At 65.8% G+C, this 24,658-nt stretch carries 19 protein-coding genes; 2 read left to right on the forward strand and 17 right to left on the reverse strand.

The features are described from left to right. Window positions 1-1,351: 1,351 nt before the first annotated feature. From RQP53_RS20920 to RQP53_RS20935, 4 genes are all read right to left on the reverse strand, one after another. The gene (locus tag RQP53_RS20920; RefSeq protein ID WP_315652641.1) at window positions 1,352-1,687 is read right to left on the reverse strand and encodes a hypothetical protein; all 336 of its coding nucleotides are present in this window, start codon (window positions 1,685-1,687) and stop codon (window positions 1,352-1,354) included. Between the two features lie 227 nt (window positions 1,688-1,914). After that, window positions 1,915-2,829, reverse strand: coding sequence for a hypothetical protein (locus tag RQP53_RS20925; protein ID WP_315652642.1), 915 nt, complete (start codon window positions 2,827-2,829; stop codon window positions 1,915-1,917). Between the two features lie 187 nt (window positions 2,830-3,016). Next, the gene (locus RQP53_RS20930; protein ID WP_315652643.1) at window positions 3,017-3,448 is read right to left on the reverse strand and encodes a hypothetical protein; all 432 of its coding nucleotides are present in this window, start codon (window positions 3,446-3,448) and stop codon (window positions 3,017-3,019) included. Window positions 3,449-4,839: 1,391 nt separating this feature from the next. Further along, window positions 4,840-5,373, reverse strand: coding sequence for a hypothetical protein (locus tag RQP53_RS20935; RefSeq protein WP_315652644.1), 534 nt, complete (start codon window positions 5,371-5,373; stop codon window positions 4,840-4,842). 1,013 nt (window positions 5,374-6,386) lie between these two features. On the opposite strand from RQP53_RS20935, the gene RQP53_RS20940 reads away from it, so the two are divergent. Continuing rightward, entirely contained in the window at window positions 6,387-7,325 is a 939-nt protein-coding gene (locus tag RQP53_RS20940; RefSeq protein ID WP_315652834.1) for an integron integrase, read from the forward strand. A 53-nt stretch (window positions 7,326-7,378) separates the two neighbouring features. On the opposite strand, the gene RQP53_RS20945 is transcribed toward RQP53_RS20940, so the two are convergent. The 6 genes from RQP53_RS20945 to RQP53_RS20970 all read right to left on the reverse strand — a co-directional run bounded on the left by RQP53_RS20945 (window position 7,379) and on the right by RQP53_RS20970 (window position 13,277). Further along, window positions 7,379-8,878: an amidase gene (locus tag RQP53_RS20945; RefSeq protein ID WP_315652645.1), complete on the reverse strand. Its 1,500-nt coding sequence runs from the start codon at window positions 8,876-8,878 to the stop codon at window positions 7,379-7,381. Between the two features lie 7 nt (window positions 8,879-8,885). Beyond that, window positions 8,886-10,418: an ABC transporter substrate-binding protein gene (locus RQP53_RS20950; RefSeq protein WP_315652646.1), complete on the reverse strand. Its 1,533-nt coding sequence runs from the start codon at window positions 10,416-10,418 to the stop codon at window positions 8,886-8,888. A 136-nt stretch (window positions 10,419-10,554) separates the two neighbouring features. Then, window positions 10,555-11,010 carry a hypothetical protein gene (locus RQP53_RS20955; protein ID WP_315652647.1) on the reverse strand — a complete coding sequence of 152 codons (456 nt, stop codon included), beginning with the start codon at window positions 11,008-11,010 and terminating at the stop codon, window positions 10,555-10,557. A gap of 71 nt (window positions 11,011-11,081) precedes the next feature. Next, complete coding sequence (locus RQP53_RS20960) at window positions 11,082-11,402, reverse strand: DUF2004 domain-containing protein (protein WP_315652648.1); 321 nt, start codon at window positions 11,400-11,402, stop codon at window positions 11,082-11,084. A 40-nt stretch (window positions 11,403-11,442) separates the two neighbouring features. Further along, window positions 11,443-12,282, reverse strand: coding sequence for an ABC transporter permease (locus RQP53_RS20965; protein ID WP_315652649.1), 840 nt, complete (start codon window positions 12,280-12,282; stop codon window positions 11,443-11,445). Continuing rightward, entirely contained in the window at window positions 12,279-13,277 is a 999-nt protein-coding gene (locus tag RQP53_RS20970; RefSeq protein ID WP_434064134.1) for an ABC transporter permease, read from the reverse strand. The genes RQP53_RS20965 and RQP53_RS20970 overlap by 4 nt, the downstream gene beginning before the upstream one ends. Before the next feature lie 117 nt (window positions 13,278-13,394). Between RQP53_RS20970 and RQP53_RS20975 the strand changes: the two genes are divergently transcribed. After that, window positions 13,395-15,455 carry a sensor histidine kinase gene (locus RQP53_RS20975; RefSeq protein WP_315652650.1) on the forward strand — a complete coding sequence of 687 codons (2,061 nt, stop codon included), beginning with the start codon at window positions 13,395-13,397 and terminating at the stop codon, window positions 15,453-15,455. 112 nt (window positions 15,456-15,567) lie between these two features. On the opposite strand, the gene RQP53_RS20980 is transcribed toward RQP53_RS20975, so the two are convergent. The 7 genes from RQP53_RS20980 to paaE all read right to left on the reverse strand — a co-directional run bounded on the left by RQP53_RS20980 (window position 15,568) and on the right by paaE (window position 24,657). Beyond that, window positions 15,568-16,926 carry an MATE family efflux transporter gene (locus tag RQP53_RS20980; protein WP_315652651.1) on the reverse strand — a complete coding sequence of 453 codons (1,359 nt, stop codon included), beginning with the start codon at window positions 16,924-16,926 and terminating at the stop codon, window positions 15,568-15,570. A gap of 110 nt (window positions 16,927-17,036) precedes the next feature. Further along, the gene (locus RQP53_RS20985) at window positions 17,037-18,401 is read right to left on the reverse strand and encodes an ATP-binding protein (RefSeq protein WP_315652652.1); all 1,365 of its coding nucleotides are present in this window, start codon (window positions 18,399-18,401) and stop codon (window positions 17,037-17,039) included. Window positions 18,402-18,436: 35 nt separating this feature from the next. Next, the gene (locus RQP53_RS20990; RefSeq protein ID WP_315652653.1) at window positions 18,437-19,102 is read right to left on the reverse strand and encodes a response regulator; all 666 of its coding nucleotides are present in this window, start codon (window positions 19,100-19,102) and stop codon (window positions 18,437-18,439) included. A gap of 46 nt (window positions 19,103-19,148) precedes the next feature. Further along, window positions 19,149-21,203, reverse strand: coding sequence for a phenylacetic acid degradation bifunctional protein PaaZ (gene paaZ, locus RQP53_RS20995; protein ID WP_315652654.1), 2,055 nt, complete (start codon window positions 21,201-21,203; stop codon window positions 19,149-19,151). A 379-nt stretch (window positions 21,204-21,582) separates the two neighbouring features. Beyond that, window positions 21,583-22,725, reverse strand: a complete 1,143-nt coding sequence (locus RQP53_RS21000; RefSeq protein ID WP_315652836.1) for an ABC transporter substrate-binding protein — start codon at window positions 22,723-22,725, stop codon at window positions 21,583-21,585. A gap of 121 nt (window positions 22,726-22,846) precedes the next feature. Then, on the reverse strand, window positions 22,847-23,464 hold the full coding sequence (locus RQP53_RS21005; protein WP_315652655.1) for a TetR/AcrR family transcriptional regulator: 618 nt from the start codon (window positions 23,462-23,464) through the stop codon (window positions 22,847-22,849). A 113-nt stretch (window positions 23,465-23,577) separates the two neighbouring features. Then, the gene (gene paaE, locus RQP53_RS21010) at window positions 23,578-24,657 is read right to left on the reverse strand and encodes a 1,2-phenylacetyl-CoA epoxidase subunit PaaE (protein WP_315652656.1); all 1,080 of its coding nucleotides are present in this window, start codon (window positions 24,655-24,657) and stop codon (window positions 23,578-23,580) included. Window position 24,658: the final 1 nt, after the last annotated feature.

The raw sequence follows: 24,658 nt of genomic DNA on the forward strand, positions 1-24,658 counted from the left end.
AACGACTGCGACCACATCGCAGCTGAACTCAACGACCGGCCACGTGAGCGGCTGGGCTTCAGGACACCGAGGGAGGCCTTCTCTCGGTACTAGCGGTGTTGCACTTCAAAGTTGACTTCAAGCCACTGTCGGATGAGAGCTCTGGAACTGTTCATGGCACTGAATGAAGATCCTTCGCTTCGGCGTAGCAAACGGTACAAACAACCGACATCTGGTTGAATTCACGGAAGACTTCCGTCAATTCGCCTTCGCGCCCATACAGATCTTCGCAGGCTAAGCACCAAGCCTGAAGGTCATTGGGGTCGCTAGAGTTCTCAACAAACCCAGCAGGGGCTGGCGCGCCACCGAGCAGGTGGCAACAAACCACAGCTGACGTTCGTTCTCCGTGGTCGCCACAGGCGATCATCATTGGCGCGACGGTGGACATGACTTGCAGAGGCCTAACGTTGAAGCTAACCGGCCCGCAGCGGCGTGGCGCGGCTGGCCGAGAATGAAATGACGGCCAGCCGGGGCATGCCGTTGCGGGTCCGGTTGAGCGACTGGTTGGGCCTCAGCCGGCTCGCGCTGCGCACGAACCCGCGAACCCCAATTGCTGGCGCTTGGCAAATTGCTCTTTGCATGGCTCGATTCTGCCTTCGCGCTCCAGCAGTGGCACTCGGTGAATGCCACCAGTGCAGCTCAACGCTCCAAACCCAAACGCTCCCGCGGACCGCCAACCCGAACTGCTTCAACCTGGCCAGAGCGCTCCGAATCGCACAGCTGCAACGCCAAACGCAAAGCGCCACCAGATTCTTCGCAGCGCTCCAACCTCACCGGCAAGAGGCCCAACGTTGAAGCTAACCGGCCCGCAGCGGCGTGACGCGGCTGGCCGAGAATGAAATGACGGCCAGCCGGGGCATGCCGTTGCGGGTCCGGTTGAGCGACGGGTTGGGCCTCAGCCGGCTCGCGCTGCGCACGAACCCGCGAACCCCAATTGCTGCCGCTTGGCAAATTGCTCTTTGCATGGCTCGATTCTGCCTTCGCGCTCCAGCAGTGGCACTCGGTGAATGCCACCAGTGCAGCTCAACGCTCCAAACCCAAACGCTCCCGCGGACCACCAACCCGAACCGCTGCGACCTGGCTGGAGCGCCCCGAGCCACGAAGCTCCAACGCCAAACGCAGAGCGCCAACAAGTGCTTCGCAGCGCTCCACCCTCACCGGCACGAGGCCCAACGTTTGAGCTGAGCTGCGAGCAGCGGCTGGGCACGTAAGGCCCAGAATGAAATGAGGGCCTGAAGTGACCAGCCGTTGCGAGTCAGCTCGAGCGCGAGGTTAGGCTTCTGGTGAGTGCAAACAATTTCCGAAAATTCCGTCAGCAAACTAACTCCCCCAGTTCGACAAGGTCGCCGTCGTTGAGTGCAAAGGAAGTATCTTGCTTTGGGCAGATTTCTGACTCCCCGCGGAAGACATGAATGTCGACGATGTACTGGATCCTTGACTCGCGCTCAGTCACGGTGAAGTACTTCACTTCTGACTCACCGGGCAATGGCTCCAAGCAGGGCGCTACAAGTACATTGAATGCCCGTTCATATTCGCGAATCGCTTCACCAAGAGTCTTGGCTTCAGAAGGAAGAGCGAGGTCGTTGTGCGGGCAAGTAGATCCCGTGTAGGTGTATCGCGAATTTTTTGGCCCGAAGAGTAGCGGCATTTCCTGACGCCTAACGTTGAAGCTAACCGGCACGCAGCGGCGTGACGCGGCTGGCCGAGAATGAAATGACGGCCTGCCGGGGCATGCCGTTGCGGGTCCGGTTGAGCGACCTGTTAGGCCGCAAATCGCCCGAAAGTCGCTCGAAAACTTTCATTTCAAATCAATCACTTAGAACAAGCGACTTGAGAGGCTTCACACCACCAGTTTATGGCCCCTGCTGCTAGTCGCTACTTGATAGTGGACTTCTCAAGCGCAATTTCCGCCTCGATTTCTCGCCTCATTTCCGTGATTTCCAAGTAGAGCTTCTTGGCTCCTCGTTTTCTAGCCAAATGCTCCTCCATCTTCTTGTACGACGTTAGCAATTTAGCTTTGAGCGCGATATCCGCCTTCGCCTTGCTGCGTGCCGAGGTAAAGACGCTTACGCTTGCGCAGCCTTCAGGTTTGGGGACGTTGGCCTGGTCTTTGCCCAGGATAGTGAATATCTTTGCACCGATCGAGCGTCTGCAATCCAGAATGTGTTCAAGCCATATTCGTCTGGCTTGAATCAACTCGCCTCGACTAAGTTTCGGCTTGACTACTTGGTTGCGAAACTCAGTCCCTGCACCGATCTGATGCATGTCATCCGTAATGGAGCGGCTAAATACTCGAACTTCTTCTACAACATCTGAAAGTCGCTGAGCTACCACTGAGTCGCGCGCGTGCACTGCCAGCTCAATCTGTTGCATCGCGTCAACTGAATCTAGGAAGGCCTTTGTTCGCCAGTACACGAGCTCGCCCCTTTCGCCAACTGGATTCCGGAGCTTGGGATCCACAAGTTGTGCCATACGATAATTGCTCTGGGTCATTTGGCCGAGAACTATATTGACAGCGGCAGAGAACTCTAGCACGCGATCCAGTAGCCATTTCCGCTCATCATCTGCGTGAGTTCGCTCCCAACGAGCCTGTTCCAGTGCAGTGGCTTGCGCGGCGGAGAGATACTGGAGCACCGAACTAGTAATCGCAGCAGCCAGGGCAGCCAGGATCCCAACTATGAGCGGGTTGGTCCAACGCGAGCGTGCGAACTCTCTTTCCTTCAGGCTCAGTTCAGCTCGCTTAATGTCCAATTCAGTAGAGATGGAAGGCTCAGCTGTACCTGCTTTCATCGGCACGCCCCTTGATCTGGTTTGACGAGTGCGAAGCGAACTTGAGGTTGGCACAGCATCTCAAGTGAAGCCTAACGTTTGAGCTAACCGGCCCGCGACGGCAGGACGCCGAAGGGCCAGAATGAAATGAGGCCCGAAGACGGCATGCCGTTGCGGGTCCGGTTGAGCGAGTGGTTAGGCCGCATCGCTACGACCCAAACCGAGGATCACCGTTGGAAAACTTAGGGCTGGAATGAGTCTTGCGCCGCAAGACTCCATCGGCATAGACATTGTGGCCAAAACCACACCCACTGACGTCTCCTAATTGCCGCAGTTCGACGTACTCAGGAGAGAACTGAAAGCCGATCTCGCACGTGCCACCGTAGTCAAGCACTTTACGAAAAACGCCAATGTTGCGTCGAAGCTCAAGTTCCCCATCAATCCATCCTGAGTTGTAGGAAGGAGCTCCTCTTTGCAACTCAAGTTGAAAGCGCAGCGTACTTCCCTCTTGCTTCGTTTTTAGCCACATGCCTGACTCCGCCGGGCCGTTGTATTCCCAGGTTCCGCTCATGTCTGCCGCAATCGCCTCTCCTTGGAGGACCGCTAAAAGAACTGCGACGGCATAGGTGAGGCGGCGCATTTTGAGGCCTAACGATGTAGCTGAGCTGCGAGCAGCGGCTGGGCACGCAGGGCCCAGAATGAACTGGGGGCCCGAAGTGCGCAGCCGTTGCGAGTCAGCTCGAGCGGTAGGTTATGCAGAGCGCCAACGACGAAGGCACCCTGCTTGCATGCAGCTTGTGCTGCCCAGGGCGCGAGCCGAGCAGGCGCGCCCGGAGCGCGACGGCGTGTACGGACCAGCGCGCAAGCCCCAACAGACCATAGACTTGAAAACGCGACCACGCACTGAGCGCTGCGAACTGAACCAGAAGCAGCCTTCGCTCGCGTGCGGCGCAAGCAAGTGAATGCCCGAGCCTCGCGACCGCGCGCGGACACCCAGCGGCGGCAGCCGCTTGCGGAAACCTCAATCGCAGTGGCTGTAAGACGCTGCATAACGTTGTAGCTAACCGGCCTGCAGCGGCGTGGCGCGGCTGGCCGAGAATGAAATGACGGCCAGCCGGGGCATGCCGTTGCGGGTCCGGTTGAGCGACTGGTTGGGCCTCAGCCGGCTCGCACGGCGCACGAACCCGCGAACCGCGATCGCTGACCCTGCCCACATTGCTCTTTGCATGGCTCGATTCTGCCTTCGCGCTCCAGCAGTGGCACTCGGTGAATGCCACCAGTGCAGCTCAACGCTCTAAACCCAAAAGCTCCCGCGGACCACCAATCCGTACTGCTTCAACCTGGCCGCAGCGCCCCGCGCCGCGAAGCTCCAACGCCAACCGCAAAGCGCCACCAGATTCTTCGCAGCGCTCCACCCTCACCGGCAAGAGGCCCAACGTTTGAGCTAACCGGCCCGCGACGGCAGGGCGCCGCAGGGCCAGAATGAAATGAGGCCCGAAGGCGGCATGCCGTTGAGGGTCCGGTTGAGCGACTGGTTAGCCACCTTGCCGCTCCGATATGAATTTGACGACGACGAACACAGCAACTACTGCAAGTAGCGCCCAACCATAACGAGCCGCGGCTTTTGCTTGGCTCTGTGTGGTTGGCACCAGCGGGGCACTATGCCAAGCCCAGAGATAGTACGCGGTGACGAACAGGCCTCCAAGCACCAAGACAACCAAAGACTGAGTTGCGATGGCCGCGACTACAGCAACGGCACAAAGCAAGCTGGAGATCGCGAAAATGCCACTTGATTCGCTTGTACTTACGTAGGACGGTTCACCACAATGGCTGCATATCGCTGGTGATGACGAGCCTGACCACCACTTGGCAATCGAGGAAACGCCGGGATACTTGCAATGCGGACACGTATTCAAGGTGGCTAACGTTTGAGCTGAGCTGCGAACAGCGGTTGGGCACGCAAGGCCCAGAATGAAATGAGGGCCTGAAGTGAACAGCCGTTGCGAGTCAGCTCGAGCGAGTGGTTAGACCTCATTTTTCGTCAACGCCCTTGCGGCGCAACTCGAGCACCCGGCCAAGTGGTTGATCCGGTGATTTGCGCCACTTCCTCGGCTTTGTAGACCGGACGTTTCCGTCAGCTTCGAAAAGTGCATCTTCGCTATCTGATCGAAGGGTCTGTGCGAGCACAGTGTCTTGTGCATGCCGCTCGGACCGAATGTCAAGAGCCTTCGCCTTTGGGATGAGCTTTCTAGCAGCCTTGTCGCTGCCGTCGTAGACATTTCTGCGATCCTTCTCGTAGCTCAAGCGCTTCTTCTCTTGCGGCGTCATGTTGAGGTCTAACGTTGTAGCTAACCGGCCCGCGACGGCAGGACGCCGCAGGGCCAGAATGAAATGAGGCCCGAAGGCGGTATGCCGTTGCGGGTCCGGTTGAGCGACTGGTTGGGCCTCAGCCGGCTCGCGCTGCGCACGAACTCGCGAACCGCGATCGCTGACCCTGCCCACATTGCTCTTTGCATGGCTCGATTCTGCCTTTGCGCTCCAGCAGTGGCACTCGGTGAATGCCACCAGTGCAGCTCAACGCTCCAAACCCAAACGCTCCCGCGGACCACCAACCCGAACTGCTGCAACCCGGCCAGAGCGCTCCGCATCTCAAAGCTCCAGCTCCAAACGCAAAGCGCCACCAGATTCTTCGCAGCGCTCCACCCTCACCGGCAAGAGGCCCAACGTTAATTGTGCAAACGCCCCCAACAAGAATTGGGCTGCGTATGCGGAATTTGATTGGCAGAGATTTTGACGCTGAACTCGCCCGTTGAGTCAGTCGGAAATTCCCTTCTTTTGGGGGATGTTGGTAGTGCGTTGGGCCGCCTAATTTTCCTGGGATGGCTGGCTGGTCGTTGGGGGATGTGATGAGCCTTCGGTACTTGCGTTCAGGGATTGATTCATCCTATGGGCCGTTCAGGTTCGATGCCTATGGTCTGGGCGCTTGCACGACGGTGCTCACCACCGGTCAGCGAACGGGTGGCCCTGACGGCGCCATCAGTTGTTGGCAGGCCCGCGAGCCGCAGGACCCATTTGGCCGGCCCGATCCCCCCTGGCCTGAGGGCTACACCACATGCCCGCCACGGAGTGGCGCAGCTCCAAACGAATCGCCCCCTCGTCCAGATGCGACCACAGCGCCGAAGCGCTCGCCCGTAGCAGCGGCGCCAAGCCTGCAGCCGGGCATGTGCACTGCAGCTGTGGGCAGGACAGTCTGCACGCCCGCACCCCCATCAACAAGGCCTGAGGTGTTTACTGCTGGCTTTGTACCCAGCCATGCTTCACGGCCTGCAAGCGGCAAGGCATCAGCCGCTATGACTGACAAATGCGCAGGTGGGGACCCCAGTCAGATGCCGCAAGACGTCGAACCGAGCCGAGCCACGAACACTGGCCGCGCGGGCGCAACATCAACTGCAGGGCAGGCGCCGGGCTGTTCCGCCGCAAGCAAACCAGGCGCAGCGCCAGATCATCCGCCGCTTGCTGATCTCCATTCCAGCGCCGCACCCGCCTTGAATGACACCCTGGCCGCCCTGCTGCAGCGCATGCGCAGCGAGCTGCGTGTGCGCCACTATTCGCTGCGCACCGAGCAGGCCTATCTGGAGTGGGCGCGGCGCTTTCTGTTGTTCCATGGCCGGCGCGAGCCTTCGGCGCTGGGTGCAGACGAAGTGGCGGGCTTTCTGAGCTATCTGGCCGCGGAGCGCGAGGTCGCACCGTCGACGCAGAACCAGGCCAAGGCCGCCCTGCTTTTTTTGTTTGGCCCGGTGATGGGCTTGGAGTTGCCCTGGCTCGATGAGGTGATCACCGCCCAGACCCGGCGCCGCCTGCCCGTGGTGCTGACGCCGACCGAGGTGCGTCAGCTGCTGCTGGCGCTCGAGGGCGGCACGCCGTGGCTGATTGCCTCGCTGCTGTACGGCACAGGCATGCGGCTGCTGGAAGGACTGCGCTTGCGCGTCAAGGACGTGGAGTTCAGCCGCCGCGAGATCATCGTGCGCGAAGGCAAGGGCGCCAAGGACCGCATCACCGTCTTGCCTGAAAACCTGATTGCGCCCCTGCAGCGCCAGCTGGCGCTGGCCAAGCGCCTGCATGAGGAAGACCTGCAAGCCGGCTATGGCGCCGTGATGCTGCCGCACGCGCTGGCCGCCAAAGACCCGCGTGCCGCGCTGGCCTGGGGCTGGCAGTGGGTGTTCCCGAGCCCGACGCGTTCGATTGACCCGCGCAGCGGCGAGCTGCGGCGGCATCATCTGCTGGAGTCCAGCGTGCAAAAGCCAATCGCGCTGGCGGCGCGCCGGGCCGGCATTGCCAAGCCCTGCTCGCCACATGTGCTGCGCCATTCCTTTGCCACCCATATGCTGCAGGCGGGCTACGACATCCGTACCGTGCAGGAGCTGCTGGGGCACAGCAATGTCAAGACAACGATGATCTACACCCATGTGCTGAACCGCGGCGGGCGCGGTGTACTCAGCCCCTTTGACCATATCTAAGAACGTCTGCATAGCGTTCTGAAAACGCGCCACGCCCGGCATGAAAGCTCGGCTCACCGCAGACCGGGTGCGGGCCAGGCCCGCTGCGGCCCGCGCAGTGTCTCGTAGGCCTGGGCCACGCGCAGCACGCCCAGATCGTCGTGCCGGCGCCCGGCGATCTGCAGACCGATCGGAAACCCAGCGGCGGTGTAGCCGCAATTGATGCTGGCGGCCGGCTGCTCACTCATGTTGTAAGGCAGCGTGAAGGCGATGTGCTCGAAGGGGCGCTCGGGGTCGTTGATCGGGCTGGCCCATGCGGCCGGAAAGGCGCTGACCGGGCTGACCGGCGAGAGCACATAGTCATACGGTTGGCAGGCGGCGATGCAGCGGTCGCGGATGGCCGCGATCTGGCTGTAGCCGTGGAACAGCTCGGCGGCGCTCAGCCGCTCTCCCCGATCGACCCAGGCGCGGATATAGGGCAGCACGCGCTCGCGCCGTTCGGCCGGCAAGGCCGAGATGTCCAGCCAGGAGCGCATCCGCCAGAAGGCGTCCAGCCCGTCCATCATCGCGCGGGTGCACAGGCTGCCCGGCGCCAGGCGTTCTATCTGCGCGCCGTGGGCAGCAAACAGCGCCGCCGCGGCCTCCACCGCCGCGGCAATCTCGGGCTCGACACGCAGACCCCAGCCGGCGTCCATCAAGAGGCCGATGCGCAAGCCCTGGAGCCGCTCGGCGGCGCTGGCAGCGTCCAGCGGCCTTGCGCCGCACAGGCTCAGCCAATCGATCTGCTGATGCGGCAGGCTCATGCCATCGCGCCAATCGGGCCGGGCCAGGGCGGCCATCATCAGCGCGGCATCGGCCACCGTGCGCGTCATCGGGCCGGCCACACGGCCGGCATAGGGCGGCTTGATGGGCACGCGGCCCAGGCTGGGCTTGAGCGTGAACACGCCGCACCAGGCCGCGGGCAGGCGCACCGAGCCACCGATATCGGTGCCCAGATGCAGCGGCCCATAGCCGGCCGCAGCCGCCGCGGCCGCCCCGCTGCTGGAGCCACCGGGGTTCTTGCTCAGGTCCCAGGGGTTGCGCGTCAGCGGGTGAAAGCTGGACAGGCCCGAGCTCAGCATGCCGTAGTCCGGCATCGTCGTCTTGGCCAGCAGCACGGCGCCCAGCTCCTTCAGCCGTGCGGCCGGCGGCGCGTCTTCGCTGGCCAATGTCAGCTCGCTGGCCGCCGTGCCCAGCGGCATCGGCGTGCCGGCGGTGGCGATGTTTTCCTTCAGCGTCAGCGGCACGCCATCAAGGGTCAGGTCTTGCCCGCCGAGGCGGATGCTCAGCGGCGCACCGGCCTGCCAGCGTGCCGCCGAGGCCCGCGCCTGCGCGCGCGCCGCCTCGGCATCGAAGGCATAGAGCGCCTGCAGCTGGGGCTCGCAGCGCGCGATGCGCGCCAGCACCGCCTCGGTCACGCGCACCGGCTCCAGCCGCCCGGCGCGGTAAGCCGCGATCAGCGCAACGGCGCTGTAGTCGGCCAGATCGAGGCCATCGTTCGTTTCTCTGCTCTGCTCATTGCTCTGGGCATTCATCGGCCGCTCACTCCCAGCGCAGCGTGGCGATGTCATTGACGAAGATCGGCATTTCGGTCCCCAGCCCCTTCAGGCCGCGCTTGGCCACAGTGATCCATTGCGGCTGGTAGAGATAGGCAGCCACCGCATCGTTGGCGATCTGGCGCTGCAACTCACCCAGCAGCTTGAGCCGGTCGGCCTCGCGCGGCGTGTTCAGCAGCTGGGCATAGCGCTCGTTGAAGGCCGCACTTTCATAACCCCAGTAATAGCCGGGCTTGGCGAAGTTGCCGAGGTCAAAGGGTTCGACATGGGCAATCAGCGTCATGTCAAAGGCCTTGTTGGCATAGACGCCCGACAGCCACTGCGCCCACTCGATGTTCTCCAGCTTGGCCTGCACGCCGATCTGCGCCAGCTGCGCGGCGATCAGCTCGCCGCCCTGGCGCGCGTAGGGAGCCGGCGGCAGCTTCAGGCTCAAGCCCAGTGGCAGCGCAAAGCCGAGCTGCTGAGCCGCCTCCTTGAGCAGCGCGCGGGCGCGGGCCGGGTCGTAGGCGTTGACGGCGGTCAGGTCGACATAGCCGGGCGCGCCGGGCACATAGTGGCTGCCGATGGGCACGCCAAAGCCATCGGCCGCGGCGGCGATCACGGCCTTGCGGTCGATCGCCATCGCAATGGCGCGGCGCACGCGCACATCGTCCAGCGGCTTCTTCTTGTGGTTGAAGGCCAGGATGGTCTTGGCCCGCGAGGGCGCGACGATGACCTGGAAACGCGCCGCGCCGCCGGCCTCACGTGCATCGCGGAACTGCGCCAGGCTGCGCGCCGCGGCCACGCGCGGGAAGGCGTCCACATCGCCGGACAAGAGCGCCGCCACCTGCGCCGCCGGATCGGCGATGAAGCGAAACGTCACCCGCCGGATCGCGGGCAAGGCCTGACCCCGTTCGGCATAGCCCTCGAAGGCCTTCAGCGTCAGGCTGGCGCCGCGCAGCCAGCTGCCCAGCTGGTAGGGCCCGGTGCCGATCGGCTGCACGTTGTTGCGCTCGGCGCTCTTGGGCTCGACGATGGCGGCCGGCGCCTGGCCCAGCAGGAAGAGCAGGTCGGGCTCGATCTGCTTCAGGCCCAGCACCAGCAGATCGGGCTCGGGAGTCGCGATGAAGGCGATATTGGCAAAGACGCGCTTGTCCTTGTTCGTGCTCTTCTCGGCCGCCGCGCGTTCGAAGCTGAACTTGACCGCCTGCGCATTGAAAGGCTCGCCGTTGTGGAAGCGCACGCCTCGGCGCAGCCGGAAGGTGTAGGTCTTCAGATCCGGCGACAACTCCCAGCCCAGCGCCAGCAGCGGCCCCGGCCGGCCATCGGGGCCAATGCGGGTCAGCGTCTCGAAGACGTTGTAGTGAACGATCTCGGCAATCGCCGAGGCCGCGCCCAGCGTCGGGTCCAGGCCCGGCGGCTCCAGCGTCATGCCGATGACCAGCGCGTCGCGGGCCGATGCGGCCTGCGCCGTCGCTACCAGCCAGGCTGCGGCGATGCCGCCAGCCCTTGCCATGATGTCCCGCCGCCGAATGCTCATGCTGTTTGACGCTCCTTGCACTTGATCGTTTGAGTCAACCGGCCTGCAGTGGCATGACGCGACTGACCGGGATTGAAATGCGCCAGCGGTGGCGTGCCGTTGCGAGTTCGGTTGAGCGTCAAGTTGGCCTTACGAGCTACTGCAAATGTATGGCTGAGATCGTGATCTTCTCGAGACCGGCTTCAAACGACTGCGACACAGAAAAGTCCATGTACTCCGCTGCGGCGAACTCGAAGGCAATCCCACTGGCTTGCTGCCGGATTGCTCGCGGCTTGCGCGCCAGAATGGCAGCGGCTTCGCGTCCGTAAGGATCAGGCCAACTCAACAGGGCTAGACGCTTGGCCATAGCCAAGATGGCACTGCGCGATGAACGCTTCGCCATCTGTCGTTCAGACGTGGCCTCAAGACCAAAGCTCTCGCAGCCGCCCACGACAGCGGCGACCGTTCCCATGTCTTTTGAATTCCAGCGAACCAAGCGCTGTTCGCGAATGTATTCGGCATCAGCGTGACGACGAGCCAATGCCGTGGCTTCAGCCTCGAAGTACTCCTGGTTCAGCAGGCAGTCGTCCGCAAACGCGGTCGAACTTGTCAACGCGAGGCACAAGGCCGAAAAGACGCAGCAGCAAATTCTCATGCGGCCTAACTTTTGAAGGAAACGCCCAATCAACTCTCCATGGCAATGCCATCAATCTGGCCAGACTCATCGAAGTGCACAGACAGAACATAGTCTGTCACATCCCCTGGCAGGGTGAAGTCGAAGTTCTCTGCATCATCTTCACCCCAGGAATCCCGCAGAACCAAGAGGCCAAGTACTGCAGACGGTTGCGGATCGCCTGACGATAGATGCTCGACCCAATAAGAGTTCGGCAATTCGTCCAGATGATGCTCGATGAACAGGTCAACGCTGTCGGCGCCTGCGTCAGTACCAAAGGCACTCTTAATGGCATCGAGTGCAAGAATGGCTCGCTCTTGGATGACGGACATTGTGTTCAGTCTTTCTAACTTGTGTTTGTCCAGGCCGCCATCATGGCATGCGCGGATCCAGCAGATCGCGCAGCGCATCGCCGAGCAGATTCAGGCCCAGCACCGCCAGTGCGATCGCCAGCCCGGGCCAGACGGCCAGCAGCGGCGCGCTGAACAGCCAGCCCTGGGCCTCGGCCAGCATGCGGCCCCAGGAGGCCTCGGGCGCCTGCGTGCCCAGGCCCAGATAGGCCAGCGCCGCCTCGGACAGAATCGCCAGCGCGAACTGGCTGCTGGCCTGCACGATCAACAGCGGCGCAATCGCCGGCAGCACATGCACCCAGGCAATCGCCAGCGGGCCGCGGCCAAAGGCGCGGGCGGCGCGCACATGGTCCAGCTGCCACTGCACCCGTGCGCTGGCTCGCGCCAACCGCGCGAACGCGGGCACGCCGTGCAAGGCGATGGCGGTAATGGCGATGGCAAGACCTGGCCCCCGCGTGGCCGCCAGGATGATGGCCAGCAGCAGCGCCGGAAAGGCCTGGCCGAGATCGCAGCCGCGCATGATCAGCGCCTCCGGCCAGCCACCCAGGGCCGCCGCCAGCAGGCCCAGCGCCGAGCCCATCAGCGCCGCCAGCCCGGCCGCCAGCAGGCCCACCTTCAGCGCGTTCAGCGCGCCGGCCAGCAGCAGGCTGGCGATATCGCGGCCCAGCGCATCGCAGCCCAGCCAGTGCTGGGCGTCGGGCGGCGCCAGCTTGCGCGCCAGATCGATGGCCTCGGGCGGCCAAGGCGTCCACAGCAGCGAGATCAGGCCGGCGGCCAGCAGCAGCGCGCACAGCAGCCCGCCGGCCACAAAGCCGGGGTGGCCGAGTGCACGTGCGGCAAAGCGCTCGCGGGCCGGCCTCATCGGGGCAGCTCCCGGCGCAGCCGCGGGTCGATCAGGGTCTGCAAGGCGTCGACGATGAAGTTGATCAGCAGCACCAGCGCCACCAGCAGCATCAGCGCGTTGCGTAGCACGATCAGGTCGCGGTTGGCAATGGCCTGGAAGATCAGCTGCCCAAGGCCCGGCAGCTGGAACAGCTGTTCGATGACGACCGCCCCGGCGACCAGCTGCGCGGCCTGCAGGCCCAGCAGCGTCAGCACCGGGATCAGCGCATTGCGCAGTGCATGGCGCATCAGCACGACGCGCGGCGACAGGCCCTTGGCGCGGGCGCTGCGGATGTAGTCCTCGCCCAGCACCTCCAGCAGCGCGGCGCGCAACAGCCGGGTCAGCTGTGCCGCCTGCACCAGGGCCAGCGCCACGGCCGGCAGCAGCAGGGCTTGCAGCGCGGGCCAGAAGGCAAAGCCACTGTCAGCGCCCTCGCTGCCCCAGCCTGGGAAGCCACCGGCCGGCAGCCACTGCAGCTTCAGCGCAAACAACAGCATCAGCAGAATGCCCAGCCAGAAGCCCGGCAGCGCCAGGCCCAGCTGGCTGAGCAGCAGCACCCAGCGCTCGCCGGCCCGGCCCTGGCGCGCCGCGGCATAGCAGCCGCAGGCCAGTGCCAGTGCGAGCGCCAGCAGCAGGGCCAGCGCGGTGAGCGGCAGGCTGACGCTGAGCCGTTCGGCAATCAGCTGCGCCACCGGCGCGCCATAGGCATAGGAGTCGCCCAGCTCAGCGCTGAGCAGGCCCTGCAACCATTGCAGATAGCGCTGCCACAGCGGCCGCTGCAGGCCCAGCTGCTCGGCCAGTGCCGCCACCGCCTCGGGGCTGGCCTCAGTGCCCAGCATCAGCTGAGCCACATTGCCGGGCAGCAGCTCCAGCGCGGCAAAGATCAGCGCCGAGGCGGCCAGCAGGCTGGCGGCGAGGCCGAACAGGCGCAGCAGCACCCGGGCAAGCAGCCGCCAGGAGGCCGGCGCGGGCATCACGAGGGAATCGGGCCAGCATGCGGCTGGCTGGTTGAGAAATACGTCATGGCTATGTTGGCAATACCGTAGCCATTTTGTGCGAGACCGGCGATGCCGGCAGCGGAGCCGGCTACCATGGCCCAAAACACCAAGGTCCGCCGCATGAACGTCAGCCCTGAGTCCACCGCCGCCAGCGCCACCACGGCCACGCGCCTGGCGCAGGCGCGCTGGACCGAGATCGACGATCTGATCGACGCCACCCGCCGCGTCGAGGCGGAGTTGCTGATGCGTGAGCTGCACGCCGACACCAGCCTGGGCCCGGTCGACCGGCTGCGCCTGCAGGCCCGCGAGCAACGAGTGGCGCTGCTGCAGGGCATGAACCAGGAGCAGGTGGACGCCGCGTTTGCGCTGGTCGACCAGGCCGAGCGCTTGGGCGACGCCTACACGCTGGCCGATTGCCTGTGCTGCCTGGCGCGGCTGCAGAGCAAGGCTCAGCTGACCGAGATGGCGCTGCAGGCGCTGGGCCGGGCGCAGGCGCTCTACGAAGGCCTGGGCGACGACACCGAGCTGGTGCGCTGCGTGACGCTGGCGGCCAAGCTGCTGCACGACGCCGAGATGCATGATCAGTGCATCGCAAGATTGCAGCCGCTGGTCGACAAGGCCGAGTGGCTGGCCCAGCTGGCGCCCCAGCAGCGCTACAGCCTGATGGTCAATCTGGCCGCCGCTTATTCCTACACCGAGCGGCGCGACAAGGCGCAGGCGATTCAGGAGGTGCTGTACCGCGAGTCCTGCATCGACGGCTCGCCGGAGCAGCGCGCCCGCGACACGCTGAACCTGCTCAACCACTACATCTGGGCCGGCGAGCTGGGCCGCGCTCGCACCATGCTGGACGAGGTGGCCGCGCTGGTGGCACAGCAGGCGCTGAGCCCCGACCGCCACATCTTCTACTTCCAGAACGAGGCGCTGTGGCTGTGGAAGAGCGGCCGCCATGCCGAGGCCATGCCCTGGTTCCACCGTGCGGCCGAGGAGGCCGAGCAGCGCAAGCAGTGGCCGATCTACGGCCGCGCGCTGCTGCGCCGCGCCGAGTGCGCCGAGGAGGGCGGCCTGTGGGACGAAGCGCTGGCAGCCCGGCGCACCCAGGTCAGCCATCTGGAATCGCGGCTGAAGACGCTGAAGCAGTCGATGGGCGGCAGCCTGGTCAGCCTGATCGGCCATGCCCGCACGCTGGCGCAGAACGAATACCTGCGCCAGCATGGCAACGAGCTGGAACGCGAACTGGCCGAGCGTAATCGCGAGCTGAGCCAGGCGCTGACGCGGGTGCAGAACGAGGTCGAGGTGCGCCGCCTGGCCGAAGCGGCGCTGGCCGAGGCCCGCGATGCGCTGGAGGTCAAGGTCGAGCAGCGCACCCAGGAGCTGGAGCGCGCGATGCGCCTGCTGCTGGAGCGCGAGAAGCAGACGGCGCTCAGCCATCTGGTCGCCGGCGTTGCCCACGAGCTGAACACGCCGCTGGGCAATGCGCTGCTGGCCATCGGCACGCTGGCCGACGCGCTGCGCAAGAACCAGCAGGCCTTTGCCGAGCAACGCCTGCGCCGCGAGGACATGCAGGACATGCACGAAGGCATGCATGAAGGCCTGAGCCTGGCCTCGCGCAGCATCGAACGGGCCGCCGCGCTGGTGGGCAGCTTCAAGGCGCTGGCGCTGGAGCAGGCCAGCACGCAGATCATCGGCTTCAAGCCCCGCGAGGTGATCGCCAACACGCTGCAGGTGATGGGCCCGGCGCTGCGGGCGGCCGCGGTCGAGGTCGACAGCAGCGCGCTCGACGACCCGCTGCTGCACAGCGACCCCGGCGCGCTCGGCCAGGTGCTGGCCCAGCTGCTGGAGAACTGCCTCAACCACGCCTTCGCCGATTGGGACGGGCCGCGCCGGCTGCGGCTGGCCAGCCGGATAGCCTGCGAAGGCGCGCACAGCAGCTGGCAACTCAGCATCAGCGACAGCGGCCGGGGCATTGCGCCCGAGCATCTGCCGCGCGTCTTCGACCCCTTCTTCACCACCCGGCTGGGCCAGGGCTCCTCGGGCCTGGGCCTGCATGTCGTCTACCGGCTGGTGACGCAGCGCCTGCAGGGCGAGATCACGGCCAGCAGCCCGGCCGGCCAGGGCTGCACGATGGAGCTGCGCCTGCCGCTGCAGGCCGGCTGAGCGCAGCCGAGCGCCGTGACGCTCAGTGACGCTCAGTGGCGCCCAGTGGCGCCCAGTGGCGCCCAGTTCTGCCCAGTTCTGCCCAGTGCTGCCCAGTGCTGCCCAGTGCTGCTCAGTGCCGCGCGGCCCGCAAGCGCCGCCGCGCCGCGCGGGCATGGGGCACCCAGCCCAGGGCGGCCCAGCGCCGCCACATCAGGAGGCCGCGCAGCCATTCATCGGCCGCGTAGGCGATCCAGATGCCGGCCAGGCCCAGACCCAGCCGCTCGCCCAGCAGCCAGCTGCCGCCAGCCAGCACGATCAGCATCGAACCGGCGCCAACCATCACCGGGTAACGCGCATCGCCGGCCGCACGCAGCGCATTGATAACGACCAGATTGAAGGTGCGGCCCGGCTCCAGCAGCACCGTCAGCGCCATCAGCGTGACGCCCTGGGCGATGATGGCCGCATCCTGCGTGAAGCCGCGCAGCAGCCAGGGCGAGGCCATCGCCGCGGCCGTCGCGACGACGACGCTGACCACCAGCCCGCGCGCCAGCGCCCGCCGCACCAGCCGGTGGGCATCGTGCAGGCGGCCGGCGCCGATCAGATGGCCGACGACGATCTCGGCCGCAAAGCCGGTGGCCAGGCCGAACAGCAGCACGAAGTACATCAGCTGCGAGACATAGGAATGGGTGGCCAGCGCGGTGGCACCCAGCTGCCCGGCCACCGCGATGCTGACCATGAAGGCCAGCCGGTAGGCGATGTTCTCGGCCGCCCCAGGCAAGCCGATGTGCAGGATGGCGCCCAGCTCCTGGCGGGGCAGCCGCCACCAGTCGCGCCAGCCGGGCCGCAGGCTCAGCCGCGCCCGCCACAGCCACAGATGCAGGCCCAGGCCGAGCCCGCGGCTGGCCAGCAGCGAGAGGGCAAAGCCCGGCAGGCCGAACTGCTGCATCAGCGGCACGGCCAAGCTCAGCTGCAAGCACTGCATCACCACCAGCACCGCCAGCGTGTCGCGGCCGCGCAGATGGGCGCGCATCACGCTGGCCATCGCGGCATTCCAGGCATCCAGCAGCATGGCCGGCGCCAGCCACTGCAGCAGCGGCACGGCCAGCGGCAGCAGCTCGGCCGGTGCATTCATCAGGCGCAGCAAGGGGGCCGCCGCCACGGCCGCCGCCAGCGCCGTCAGGCCGCCAATCCAGCTGCTGGCCCCCAGGGCAGCGCGCGCACTGGCGTCAGCCCGCGCCCGCTGTCCGCCACCCAGGCTTTGCGTGATGACCACGCTGATGCCGGCGCCGATGATGCGAAACAGAATGAACAGCGTGCCCGCGACATGATTGGCCAGCGCGAAGGCCGCCCCAGCGGCGTCGGAAACACGCGCCGCCAGCAGCGTGCCGACCAGGCCCACGGCAATGCCCAGGCACAACTCGAGGAACAGCGGCCAGGCCAAGGGAAACAGGCGAGGCGCGGGGATGGCAGGGGCGGGACTGGCTTGCATCGGTACTGCTGATGAACGGGAGATCCTAGAGCAGTCGCCAATGCGGCTTGGTAACCGCGCGGTAACCCCTTGGCGGCGCCGCGGCGCTGCGCCGACGGCCCGGCTGCGATTCAGCTGGCGGGCGCGAGCGTTTGCGCGCTTGGCGCTGCATCCGTCTGCCGCACGCCCGGCAGCCACAGCTGCACGCACAGCCCGCCCAGCTGTGTGGAACGCGACAGTGCGACCCGCGCGCCATGCAGCGCAGCGATGCGTTTGACGATGGACCAACCCAGGCCCGAGCCGCTTTCAGCCTGGCCGGCCGGGCGGAAGAAGCGCTGGCCCAGGCGGGCCAGCACGGCTTCATCCAGGCCCGGGCCGCTGTCGTCGACCTGCAGCAAGACCTGACCCTCGGGTGCCGCCTGCAACTGCAGCGCGATCTGGGCACCGGCCGGGCTGTAGCGCATCGCGTTGTCGATCAGATTGCGCAGCAGCACCGTCAGCAGCAGCTCATAGCCCAACACCCGCAGGCCCCCGTCCGGCGCCTGCAGGCCGAGCTGCTGCGATTTGGCCAGCGCCGCATCGGCCTGCTCGGCCAGCATCTGGCTGGCCAGGGCGGACAGCTCGACCGGTTGTGCCACACCACCCTCGCCGGCCTCCAGCCGCGCCAGTACCAGCAGCTGGTCGACCAGGCGCGCGGCGCGATCGCAGCCCCCCAGCGTGGCCTGCAAGGCGTGATCGCGTTCCGCCGCGTGCTCTGCGCCCAGCGCCACCTGAACCTGGGCGCGGATCGCGGCAATCGGCGTGCGCAGTTCGTGGGCAGCATCGGCGGTGAAGCGTCGCTCGCCTTCAAGCAGGCGAGCGATGCGCTCGAACAGGGCATTGAGTGCCGCCAGCAAGGGTTGCAGCTCAGTGGGTAGTTCGCGTTCGGCCAGGGGCTGAAGCTCGCGACCATCACGGCGGCGCAGCTCGCCGCTGAGCCGGCGCAGCGGCGCCATCGCGCGGCGCAGCGTCCACCAGACGATCAGCACCATGAAGGGCATGGCAGCCAGGCGCGGCAGCAGCACGTTGCGGCGCAGCGCCAAACGCAGGGTCTCGCGCGAGGCCAGCGTCTCAGCCACATGGATGCGCAGCCCGCCGCCACTGGCGGTATAGACCCGCCAGTCCTCGCCGCCCACCTGCACGGTACGCGCCCCCGGCTCGGCTGTGCTGATGGCCGCAGTCGGCATATTGACCGAGCGCTGCAACAACTGGCCGCGCAGCCAGATCTGGAATCCCAGCTGTGGCGATAGCGTGTGCAGCAGCGGCGCGTCGGGCTGCGGCTCGTCCTCCTCCAGCTCACTGGCCTGCTGGGCCAGCAGCAGGGCAGCCGACTGGGCCAGGTGGGCATCGAGCAGCTCATCGAGCTCGCGCTGCACCTCGTACCAGCTCCATCCCCCGGTACTCGTCGTCAACAGCAACAGCATGCCCAGCTGCGACAGCAGCAGGCGCAGCTGCATGGAACGCGGCGGCCAGAACCTCAGCAATGAGCGCATCAACGCGGCTCGGCCAGCAAGCGGTAACCCACGCCGCGCAGCGTCTGAATGCGCTCGGGCCCGATCTTGCGGCGCAGGTGGTGGATCTGCACCTCGACGGTATTGCTCTCGACCACGCTGCCCCATTGGTAGAGCTGCTGGGCCAGCTGCTCGCGCGACAGCAGCCGCGGCGTGGCCAGCATCAGCGCCTGCAGCAGATCGAACTCGCGGGCCGTCAGGTCCAGCGCCTCATCCTGCAGCTGCACGGTGCGCGCGGCCGGGTCCAGCGTCAGCGCGCCGCAGCTCAGCTTCTCCTGCGGCCGGCCATGGGCGCGGCGGATCAGGGCGCGCAGCCGGGCAGCCAGCTCATGCAGATCGGCCGGCTTGACCAGATAGTCGTCGGCGCCATGATCCAGGCCGCTGACCCGCTGCGCGATCGCATCGCGCGCGGTCAGCACCAGGATGGGCGTGGCAATGCCATCGGCGCGGGCACGGCGCAGGATGTCCAGCCCGTCGATGCGCGGCAGGCCCAGGTCCAGCACCATGGCGCCATAGCCGGCGTCATGCAGCTGCACCAGCGCCGCCTCGCCGTCCTGCACCCAGTCGACCAAAAAGCCGGCCTGGCGCAGGCCGGCACGCAGGCCGTCGCCGAGCAGCGGGTCGTCTTCAGCGAGCAGGATGCGCATGGTGGGCGCCAAGCATAACGGCGAAAGGAGGTGGCAACCGCGTCGCTCAGCCTGCCTTCTTGGCCACCAGCGTCAGGATGTCATAGCTGGCCACCAGTTCGCCGCGCTGGTTCATCACCTGCACGTCCCAGGCCACCACGCCTTGCGGCGGCTGGTCGGGGCGGTTGCCGCGGTCGATGCGGCGCTTGCAGGTCAGGCGTGCCTGGATGGTGTCGCCGATGGCGACCGGGTTGACGAAGCGCAGCGTGTCCAGGCCGTAGTTGGCCAGGACCGGGCCCGGGGCCGGCGAGACGAACAGGCCGGCGGCGGCCGAGAGCACGAAATAGCCATGCGCGATGCGCTGGCCGAACTGGGTTTCCTTGGCGGCGACTTCGTCGAAGTGCATGTAGAAGTAGTCGCCCGAGACGCCGCCGAAGTTGACGATGTCGGCCTCGGAGACGGTGCGGCGGTGCGTGAGCAGCGAATCGCCGACCTGGATCTCCTCGAAGTACTTGCGGAAGGGGTGGATCGCGTCTTCCTGCATCTTGCCGCCGCGCTGGTACTCGCCGGTGATGGCGGTCAGCATCGTCGGCGAGCCCTGCACGGCCACGCGCTGCAGATAGTGCTTGACGGCGCGGATGCCACCCAGCTCCTCACCACCGCCGGCGCGGCCCGGACCGCCGTGCTTGAGCATGGGCAGCGGCGAGCCGTGGCCGGTCGATTCCTTGCTCGATTCGCGGTCCAGCACATGGATGCGGCCGTGGAAGGCGCCGGCGTGGAAGACGGCTTCAGCGGCCAGCGCCGGTGTCTTGGTGACCACCGAGCCGACCAGGCTGCCGCGGCCCTTGGCGGCCAGCGCCAGGGCCTCGTCGAAATCGCCATAGGGCATCAGCGTGGACACCGGGCCGAAGGCCTCGACGCTGTGCACCGTCTCGTTCGTCAGCGCGTCGCGGCACAGCAGCAGGGTCGGGCTGTAGAAAGCGCCCTCCGCCACGCCCTCACCGACCGGCGCGAAGCCGTCGCGCTCGCCGTAGACGACCTCGTTGCCCTGGCTGAGCATCGCCACACGCGCGGCCACATCGGCCTGCTGCTCGCGCGAGGCCAGCGCGCCCATCTTGACGCCCTCGACCGACGGATCGCCGGCGCGGATCTTGGCCAGGCGTTCGCGCAACTTGGCGGCCACCGCATCGAGGTGCTGGGCCGGCACGATGGCGCGACGGATGGCCGTGCACTTCTGACCGGTCTTGGCGCTCATCTCGCGGAAGACCTCGCGAACGAAGAGATCGAACTCGGGATCGTCGGGCGTCACGTCCGGCGCCAGGATCGCGCAGTTCAGGCTGTCGGCCTCGGCGTTGAAGGGGATGGAGCGGGCGATCAGGTTCTTGTTGACGCGCAGCATGGCCGCGGTGTCGGCCGAGCCGGTAAAGGTGACCACATCGGTCTCCTCCAGGCGATCCAGCAGATCGCCGGAGCCGCCGATGATCAGCTGCAGCGAGCCTTCGGGCAGCAGGCCCGATTGCTGGATCAGGCGCACGCAGGCCTCGGCCACATAGCTGGTGGCGGTGGCCGGCTTGACGATGCAAGGCATGCCGGCCAGGAAGCTGGGCGCGAACTTCTCCAGCATGCCCCACATCGGGAAGTTGAAGGCATTGATGTGCACGGCCACGCCGCGCTTGGGCACCAGCACATGGCTGCCCCAGAACTGGCCTTCCTTGCCGAGCTGCTGGGCCGGACCTTCATGGACCACATTGCTGGATGGCAGCTCGCGCCGGCCCATCGAGGCATAGGCGTAGAGGGTGCCGATGCCGCCTTCGATGTCGATCCAGTTGTCCGAGCGGGTGCCGCCGGTATGGGCCGAGATCGCATACAGCGATTCCTTGTGCTCCATCAGATAGGCGCCGAGCTGCTTGAGCAGCGCCGCCCGCTGCTGGAAGGACAGCTTCAGCAGGCCAGGCAAGGCCTGACCCCGCGCATAGGCCAGGCTCTCGGCGAAGTCGAGCCCTTCGGCATGCGTCTGCGCCACCAGGCGACCGTTGACCGCGCTGTGCAAGCCGCGCGCGGCCTGTGTGCCGATCCAGCGACCGGCAATCAGGCTTTGTAGAACAGGGGTGGTGGCGCTCATCGCTAACTCCTCCGGAAATTGAAAACAGCGCTTCGCTGGGGCAAAGAAACAAACCACAGAGACACAGAGACACGGAGGAATTCAAGCAGCAGGCCTGTGAGCCTGCTTGGCCTGCCGGTTCAGCGTCTCGTTGCAGCTGGGTCTCAATGCATCAGCTGGAAGCCATGACAGTTGAAAGAAAACAATGGCCCTTGCGGGGCCAGGTGTTGCGCTAGCTTCGCCCGAACGCATTTCAAGCGAAGACATCGGGCAAAGGCAGTTCGTCGGCAGAGGGCGTAGCGAGCAGGTCGAGGTCAGTGCGAGCAGCACAGCCGTACTCTCGTACGGCGCGCAGCGCAGCGCTGAGATCGGCCTGCGCAGTAGCCAGATGCCGACGAACTTAGGGTTGGTAGAGCCAGGTGGCCTTGTCGATCTTGACCATCACCCGCGCCCGCTGATCCAGGCCCAGGTGGTCGTTGGCCGACATATTGAACACGCCATGGGCGCCCGGCTGCTCCTTGACCGCTTCCAGCGCATCGCGCAGCGCGGCGCGGAAGGCCGGCGTGCCGGGCTGGGCCTTTTTCAGTGCCGCCGGCACCGCCGATTGCAGCAGCAGGCCGACGTCCCAGGCATGGCCGCCAAAGGTGCTGGCCGAGCCCTTGCCATAGGCGCCTTCGTACTTGGCCACATACTCGAGCGCGCTCTTCTTGACCGGGTGATCGGCGGGCAGCTGGCTGGCCACCAGCACCGGGCCGGCGGGCAGGAAGGTGCCTTCGACATCCTTGCCGCCGACGCGCAGGAAATCGTTGTTGGCCACGCCATGGGTCTGATAGTACTTGCCGGCGTAGCCGCGTTCCTTCAGCGTCTTTTGCGGCAGCACGGCCGGCGTGCCGCTGCCGGCCACCAGCACGGCGTCGGGCTTGGCCGCCAGCAGCTTGAGCGCCTGGCCGGTCACCGAGGTGTCGGTGCGGTTGTAGCGTTCGTTGGCCACGATCGACAGGCCCTTGGTCGAGGCGACCTTGTTGAACTCGTTGTACCAGCCCTCGCCGTAAGCGTCGGCAAAGCCGATGAAGCCGACCGTCTTGACGCCCTGGCTGGCCATATGGGTGGCAATGGCCAGCGCCATCATGATGTCGTTCTGCGGGGTTTTGAAGACCCAGCGCTTCTTGGCGTCAACCGGCTCGACGATGCGCGACGATGCAGCCAGCGAGATCATCGGCGTCTGCGCCTCGGCCACCGCGTCGATCATCGCCAGCGAGTTCGGCGTGACGGTGGAGCCGACGACGACATCGACCTTGTGCTCGGTGATCAGCTTGCGGGTGTTGGACACGGCGGTGGTCGTGTCCGAGGCATCGTCGAGGATGATGTAGTTGACCTTCTGGCCGCCCAGCGTGGTGGGCAGCAGCGCGATGGTGTTCTTTTCCGGAATGCCCAGCGAGGCGGCCGGGCCGGTGGTCGACAGCGTCACGCCGATGTTGACGTCGGCCCAGGCGGCTTGGCACAGCGCCGCGCCGGCGGCCAGCACCAGCAGGGATTTCTTCAGGCTTGCTTTCACGTTGTCTCCTTGTCGATGTTCAATCGTTCGAATCGGGGTGAAAAGAGGTCGGGCAAGATGTCAGTCAAGTGGCCGATCCTTGGCCCTGCCAGCCAGCGATGAGGCTTCATCAGGCTTGCAGCGGGCTGACAGCGCCCAGGCCGCCAAAGAATAGATCAGCCACCATCGGCGCGACCGACTCATAGCTCAGTTCGCCATCGGGTTTCAGCCAGGTGAAGGTCCAGTTGATCATGCCGAACAGCAGCATCGTCAGCGGCTTGTGCAGCTTGGCCGCCTGCAGCTCGGGCCGCACCGCCGCCACCGCCTCGGCAAAGGCGCCGACGACGCCGCGCTCGATCGCCAGCAGCCGTGCCTGGTCGTCGGCATTGAGGAATTTCACGTCCTCGGTCAGCACCCGGTGTTCGTTCTGCGCCTGGCCATAGGCCTGCATAAAGCCGGCAATCAAGGCACGCAGATGGGCCTCGGCGTTCAGGCCCTGGGCCGCGGTCTCGCTGCGCACCTCGTCCACCAGCGCGGCCAGCGCCTCGACGTGGGTTTCGCAGATCTGCATCAGCAGCTCGTGCTTGTCGCGCACATAGTGGTAGAGCGTGGGCTTGCTCACCTCGCAGGCCTCGGCCACCTGATTCATCGAGGTGCCGGCATAGCCCTGCGCCGCGAACAAGCGCGCCGCCTGCACGAGGATCTGCTCGCGCGTTGCATCAAATCCGGGGGCTCTGCCTCTGGCCATGTCTTTGAAAACCTTGAAGATTAACCACAGAGCCACGGAGACACAGAGGAAAGCAAAGAAACCTCTATGAATTTTCTCTGTGACTCTGTGTCTCTGTGGTCGGTTCCGTCTGTTCAGCGTTCGTCAAACGAGATGACGACACGCGGTGTCAGCGCATGCGCCTGGCAGCTGAGGATGAAGCCGGCGGCGACCTCGTGCTTTTCCAGCGCGAAGTTCTTGTCCATGCGCACCTGGCCTTCGATCAGCTTGCAGCGGCAGGTCGAGCAGACGCCGCTCTTGCAGCTGAAGGGCACTTCCAGGCCGGCGCGGGCCGCGGCGTCGAGCAGGCTGGGGTCGTTCTTGCTGAAATCGAACTCGCGCGCCAGGCCGTCGCGGATCAGCACGATGCGGGCATTGTCGGCATCCTCGGGGCGGGCCTCGTGCGGCGCCGGCTTGCCCTGCTGCATCTCCGGCGTGCCGAAGCGTTCGATGTGGATGCGTTCCTGCGCCACGCCGGCGGCCAGCAGCGCGGCCTCGGCCTCGTCATTGACCTGATAGGGGCCGCAGATGAAGGCCTCGGAGATGCCGGCCGGATCAATCAGCGCGCCCAGGTACTCGGCGATCTTGTCGCGGTTGAGCATGCCGGCCATCAAGGGCGAATCGACATGCTCGTCGCTGAACACATGGTGCAGCGAGACGCGGGTCAGGTAGCGGTTCTTCAGATCCTCGATCTCTTCCTTGAACATCGTCGAGGCCTGGCGGCGGTTGCCGTAGATCAGCGTGAAGCGGCTGCCCGGCTCGCGCGCCAGCACCGTCTTCATGATGGACAGGATGGGCGTGATGCCCGAGCCGCCGGCGATGCCGAGGTAGTGGCGCTCGGCCTGGGCATCGACCGGCACGAAGAAACGGCCCTGCGGCGGGAAGACCTGGATCACATCGCCGGCCTTCAGCTCGCTATTGACCCAATTGGAGAACCTGCCGCCCAGCACCTTGCGCACACCGACGCGCAACTCGCCGTCGTCGACGCCGGCGCAGATCGAGTAGGAGCGGCGCAGGTCTTCGCCATTCACATCGGCACGCAGGGTCAGGTATTGCCCCTGGGTGAACTTGAACAGCTCGCGCTGCTCGGCCGGCACGTCAAAGCTGACGATCACGGCTTCTTCGGTGTCCGGCCGGACTTCGCGGACACGCAGGGGATGGAAGTTGAGGCTCATG

Origin of the sequence: Roseateles aquae (assembly GCF_032337115.1) — a bacterium.
Lineage (GTDB): Bacteria > Pseudomonadota > Gammaproteobacteria > Burkholderiales > Burkholderiaceae_C > Roseateles_C > Roseateles_C aquae.

What these genes read in the sequence shown, in the direction of transcription:
- RQP53_RS20965 (WP_315652649.1), bottom strand. Translation starts at nt 12,282, where the DNA reads ATGAGGCCGGCCCGCGAGCGCTTTGCCGCACGTGCACTCGGCCACCCC.
- RQP53_RS20950 (WP_315652646.1), bottom strand. Translation starts at nt 10,418, where the DNA reads ATGAGCATTCGGCGGCGGGACATCATGGCAAGGGCTGGCGGCATCGCC.
- RQP53_RS21005 (WP_315652655.1), bottom strand. Translation starts at nt 23,464, where the DNA reads ATGGCCAGAGGCAGAGCCCCCGGATTTGATGCAACGCGCGAGCAGATC.
- RQP53_RS20975 (WP_315652650.1), top strand. Translation starts at nt 13,395, where the DNA reads ATGGCCCAAAACACCAAGGTCCGCCGCATGAACGTCAGCCCTGAGTCC.
- RQP53_RS20930 (WP_315652643.1), bottom strand. Translation starts at nt 3,448, where the DNA reads ATGCGCCGCCTCACCTATGCCGTCGCAGTTCTTTTAGCGGTCCTCCAA.
- RQP53_RS20990 (WP_315652653.1), bottom strand. Translation starts at nt 19,102, where the DNA reads ATGCGCATCCTGCTCGCTGAAGACGACCCGCTGCTCGGCGACGGCCTG.
- RQP53_RS20940 (WP_315652834.1), top strand. Translation starts at nt 6,387, where the DNA reads ATGCGCAGCGAGCTGCGTGTGCGCCACTATTCGCTGCGCACCGAGCAG.
- RQP53_RS20920 (WP_315652641.1), bottom strand. Translation starts at nt 1,687, where the DNA reads ATGCCGCTACTCTTCGGGCCAAAAAATTCGCGATACACCTACACGGGA.
- RQP53_RS20960 (WP_315652648.1), bottom strand. Translation starts at nt 11,402, where the DNA reads ATGTCCGTCATCCAAGAGCGAGCCATTCTTGCACTCGATGCCATTAAG.
- RQP53_RS20945 (WP_315652645.1), bottom strand. Translation starts at nt 8,878, where the DNA reads ATGAATGCCCAGAGCAATGAGCAGAGCAGAGAAACGAACGATGGCCTC.
- RQP53_RS20985 (WP_315652652.1), bottom strand. Translation starts at nt 18,401, where the DNA reads ATGCAGCTGCGCCTGCTGCTGTCGCAGCTGGGCATGCTGTTGCTGTTG.
- RQP53_RS20970 (WP_434064134.1), bottom strand. Translation starts at nt 13,277, where the DNA reads ATGCCCGCGCCGGCCTCCTGGCGGCTGCTTGCCCGGGTGCTGCTGCGC.
- paaE (WP_315652656.1), bottom strand. Translation starts at nt 24,657, where the DNA reads ATGAGCCTCAACTTCCATCCCCTGCGTGTCCGCGAAGTCCGGCCGGAC.
- paaZ (WP_315652654.1), bottom strand. Translation starts at nt 21,203, where the DNA reads ATGAGCGCCACCACCCCTGTTCTACAAAGCCTGATTGCCGGTCGCTGG.
- RQP53_RS20980 (WP_315652651.1), bottom strand. Translation starts at nt 16,926, where the DNA reads ATGCAAGCCAGTCCCGCCCCTGCCATCCCCGCGCCTCGCCTGTTTCCC.
- RQP53_RS20925 (WP_315652642.1), bottom strand. Translation starts at nt 2,829, where the DNA reads ATGAAAGCAGGTACAGCTGAGCCTTCCATCTCTACTGAATTGGACATT.